Origin of the sequence: Roseibium sp. (assembly GCF_025698965.1) — a bacterium.
Taxonomy (GTDB): Bacteria; Pseudomonadota; Alphaproteobacteria; order Rhizobiales; family Stappiaceae; genus Roseibium.
Genome location: NZ_JAILWL010000538.1, coordinates 1 through 4,179 on the forward strand (window position 1 = coordinate 1; position 4,179 = coordinate 4,179).

Annotated in this window: 4 protein-coding genes; 2 read left to right on the forward strand and 2 right to left on the reverse strand. The window is 55.2% G+C overall.

From position 1 onward, the window contains the following. Positions 1-1,102, forward strand: a 1,102-nt coding sequence (gene hisC, locus K5905_RS28905) for a histidinol-phosphate transaminase (RefSeq protein ID WP_367187037.1), incomplete at its 5' end; no start/stop codon positions are given. Between the two features lie 37 nt (positions 1,103-1,139). Here hisC and K5905_RS28910 read toward each other — a convergent pair. After that, positions 1,140-1,907: a peptidoglycan-binding protein gene (locus K5905_RS28910; protein ID WP_297590915.1), complete on the reverse strand. Its 768-nt coding sequence runs from the start codon at positions 1,905-1,907 to the stop codon at positions 1,140-1,142. 339 nt (positions 1,908-2,246) lie between these two features. After that, the gene (locus K5905_RS28915) at positions 2,247-3,137 is read right to left on the reverse strand and encodes a LysR family transcriptional regulator (protein ID WP_297590917.1); all 891 of its coding nucleotides are present in this window, start codon (positions 3,135-3,137) and stop codon (positions 2,247-2,249) included. Between the two features lie 137 nt (positions 3,138-3,274). On the opposite strand from K5905_RS28915, the gene dctP reads away from it, so the two are divergent. Then, on the forward strand, positions 3,275-4,179 hold a 905-nt coding region (dctP, locus tag K5905_RS28920), incomplete at its 3' end, for a TRAP transporter substrate-binding protein DctP (protein WP_297590918.1).

Below are 4,179 nucleotides of genomic sequence, written 5' to 3' on the forward strand. Positions count from 1 at the left end.
CAATCGCAGCAGGACGAAGTTGATGAGCAGATACTGGAGCCCGATCGTAGACCGGCTTGTCCCCTATACGCCCGGTGAACAACCCAAAGACAAGGTCTTCGCCAAGCTCAATACGAATGAGAACCCTTATGGGCCATCACCGGCTGCGCTTGCAGCAATCAACAAGGCGACCGACGACCGTCTCCGGCTTTACCCCGACCCAGAATCGGCTGAACTGAAAAACGCAATCGCGTCCACCTTGAAGCTCGGGTCAGATCACATTTTTGTCGGCAACGGATCCGACGAAGTACTGGCTCACGGCTTCAATGCCTTTTTCACCGGCAAGGCATCAATTCTTTTCGCCGACATCACCTACAGTTTTTACAAGACCTACTGCGAACTTTACGGAATCGAGCACACCAAGGTCCCGCTTACTGACTCGTTCGAATATGACACCCGGGACTATGCCGTTCCCTGTGGTGGTGTCGTCATCGCCAATCCGAATGCCCCGACCGGCATGGCCATGCCGCTTTCCAGGATCGAACAGATCCTCGAGCAGAACCCGGATGTTGTGGTGCTTGTCGACGAGGCCTATGTCGATTTCGGCGCCGACAGCGCTGTAGATCTTGTGCCTCACTACGACAATCTTTTGGTTGTTCAGACTTTTTCAAAATCCCGGAGCCTTGCCGGATTGCGCGTCGGGTTTGCGATCGCACAACCTCACCTCATCGAAGGGCTGCGCAGGGTCAAAGACAGTTTCAACTCCTATCCCATCGGCCGTCTCTCCCTGGAAGGCGCACTGGCGGCCTGGACCGACAGGGACTGGTTCGACGCCACACGGAAGAAGGTGATTGCCGACAGGGAAAAGGTGGCAACGCAACTAGGTGCGCAGGGTTTCAATATACTACCGTCCGCCGCGAATTTCGTCTTTGCCACCCACAAAACCGTGCCGGCAAAGACCCTGCTTGCAGAGCTGCGCGCACGCGGCATTCTCGTCCGTCACTTCAACCAGGCACGCATCGACAACTGGTTGCGGATTTCCATCGGCACCTCTGAAGAATGCGACAAGTTGCTGGAGGCGACAGCCGATATTCTATCCAACTTTGGCGAGGCAAAGCCTTAAACACTCTCGGAGAAGTTCAGCTCGAGCCTGCTGCATGTTACCCGGCAAGGTCATTCAACCATTTGCGATGCACCCATCCCTGATAGTCGGACTGAACGGGACGTGTCGTTTGCGATGCGCAGTCAATCGAAGCATCGTTGTAGGCGACACCAACCCAGTCTCCCTTCTGATCAAACGCATAAACGACATCACCGTTATGCAGCTCATCGATTTTCCGATAATCGGGTCCCGGTCCGGACCTAACGGCCAGAAACCCGTCTCCCTTCGAATTCAGACCCGCCACCACGCTGCTTGCGCAGGTCGCGGCTTGGCCATCTCCACCGTATTCGATAATCGCAACGTCGAGATCGGCGCCAGCGCTGCCCGTATTTGCGGGTCTGGTCTCTGCCTGGCCGGGCTCTCCGGATGAGCGAAGCGCAGAAACAACACCATCGTCGATGACACCTGACTGGGACAACCCGCGTGCCCGTTGAAATGCCTTGATGGCCGCGGCTGTCTTCCGCCCAAAAACACCATCTGCAGGCCCCGGATCAAACCCCAGAGCCGCGAGACTTTTCTGCACAAACAAGATGGTCTGAGTGTCCGCGGGTTTCGATTGCCGAGGAATCGGGTCCTCTGAGGTCTGCTCCGTCGCGACGCAGTACTCCTTGACACATGTATGGTAAGCCGGGTCGTCGTTTCCCTTGGAATTGGCGAGACACGCCCATATGCAGCGTTGCAGATCCATCTCGCTTGTCGACTGGGCATGGGCCGGGATGAAGGTTGACCCGATCAACAGCGTCAGGAACAAGAACAAGAGGCGCATCGCGTAAAATCCTTTCTTTCGAAATGAATTACGGACAAGGAAGTTTCAAAATGAGCCCGGTTGCCGACCTCCACACCAGCCTTCAGTCCCGTTGCAGTCGGCAACCCTCTGAAAACTTCCCGCAAGCGTCAAAGGCATTGGCGTGGCAATTAGCGCCAGGATTCCATTCACCTGCCCGAATTGGTTTTACGTCTGCCTCAATTTTCGCACGATCCGTCCATGCCTCCTAGTCGGCAGTTCTTCTAGGTTTGCCCGGCAATTTCAAATACCGCTAATCACTACGATCTAAATACCGGCGCCGATTTGTTGCTGGCCCAACCTCTTCAGATCAAACCTCCGTCAAACTTCGTGCATCACGCTCATCGTGTCCTGGAGGAAAAGCTCCACTGCGCGTCGCTGCGCCTGAGACGGTCTCACTGCGATGTAGAAGGTCGACGTCCAGCGCAGCTCATCATGCGTCAGTTCCTTGAACATGCCTTTTTGCACCCAGGCTTGCGCAAAATGATCGGGCAACGCACCCAGATAGTGGCCGCTCTCGATCATCATCGCCATGGCTTCCATATTGGCCACGACCGGACTTGAAGAAGACGTTGAAGCAAGCGCCGCCGTTCCCGGGTCATAGGCGCGCCGGCAAAGCGGATACCGCTGTAGGACTTCGGCTGTAACACTTTCTGCCGGAGCGTCGAACAATGGATGCTCCCGTCCGCAATAGAGACTGTGCACCTCAGTACACAGCTCGGTGTAGCTCAGCTCCGCGACCTGGTTCTTGAAAGGCGCAATCGCGACATGCAGAAGTCCGGTGATCAATCCTTGTGTCAGATCTGTTGGCGACGCCACCACGATTTCCAGCTGGACCTCGTTTTTGCGGCTGAGGAACTTCCGCATTGCCGGAACCATCGGGAAACCCGGCAGACTGCTGACCGTATCGACAATACCAATGCGCAGGTCGCCTGAGATGTTGTCCCGCAGCTCGGTCAGTTCGCTGTCAAAGTCGCGAACCCTGCGCAAGACGTCTCGTGCCTTTTCATAGGCAATCTTCCCTCTTTCAGTCAGGCAAAAACCACCCCTGCCACGCTCACAGACGCGGTAGCCGAGCGTGATTTCCAGGTCGCGAATTCGGCAACTGATCGCCGATTGCGTGATCCCCAGTCGATGCTGCGCATCGCTGAATCCGCCACACTCCACGACAGCCACGAAGGTCTCCAGCAAGGTATTCCGGAGCAATTTCATAGCGTTCCTCGCGTTTATCTCATTACATGAAAGTTGTTCATGTAAGCATCTTATAAACGATATTTTTTAATAGAAGACAATGTGCTGTTCTCAGCCGACCCAGTTCCACATTGAAAATCTCTGGGAGGAGAACCAGCATGAAATTCAAATTTCCAACATTGAAATCCACAGTGCTCGCGGCAACGCTTGGCATGGTTCCGTTCGGCGCACAGGCCGAGAACTGGAAATTCGCGATTGAGGAGATCCCGGGTTCGATCATGGATGCCTACGCGCAGGAGTTCAAAAAGCGCATCGAGACTGCAACCAATGGTGATGTGACCGTTACCGTCTACCCGATGGGAACGCTCGGAACTCCGACTCAAACCGTTGAACAGGCTGCCGACAACGTCATCCAGTTCACGAATGTCTCCATCGGCAATCTGGGTACTATCGTTCCGGAAAGCCAGGTCTTCCTGCTGCCCTACCTGTTACCCTCCGACCCTGCAGCGATCTCAGATATCCTGAGCAGCTCGGAAACTATATATGGCCCCTTGAACGAGGACTTTCGCACGCGTGGTCTTGAAGTCTTGACCATGTATTCAGAAGGCCCCCAGGTCTGGACCACGAACCGTGAAATCCGCTCGCCGGAGGATTTTTCAAACTTCAAGATGCGTGTCATGGTGTCGCCGATCCTTCTGGAAACCTACAAGAACATGTGTGCAAGCCCGACACCGCTGCCTTTTGGCGAAGTCTTCGGCGCTCTTCAGCTCGGTGCGGTGGACGGTCAGGTCAATCCGATTCCGACGATTGAGGAAATGAAGTTCTACGAAGTCACCAGCCACCTGATCTGGGCCGGCGAGCAGGAGCTTGTCACCACCGTCGTTGCCGGTTCGGACTGGTTTGAGACCCTTTCTCCCGACCGTCAGAAGCTGGTGCGTGGCACGATGGCCGACATGACCGGTTTCATCGATGGTGTCGTCAGCGACTTCAACCAGAACCGCCTCGATATCATCAGGGAATCCAAGCCGGATATTGGCATCGTTGTTTTGACCGAAGACGAGCG

What these genes read in the sequence shown, in the direction of transcription:
- K5905_RS28915 (WP_297590917.1), bottom strand. Translation starts at nt 3,137, where the DNA reads ATGAAATTGCTCCGGAATACCTTGCTGGAGACCTTCGTGGCTGTCGTG.
- K5905_RS28910 (WP_297590915.1), bottom strand. Translation starts at nt 1,907, where the DNA reads ATGCGCCTCTTGTTCTTGTTCCTGACGCTGTTGATCGGGTCAACCTTC.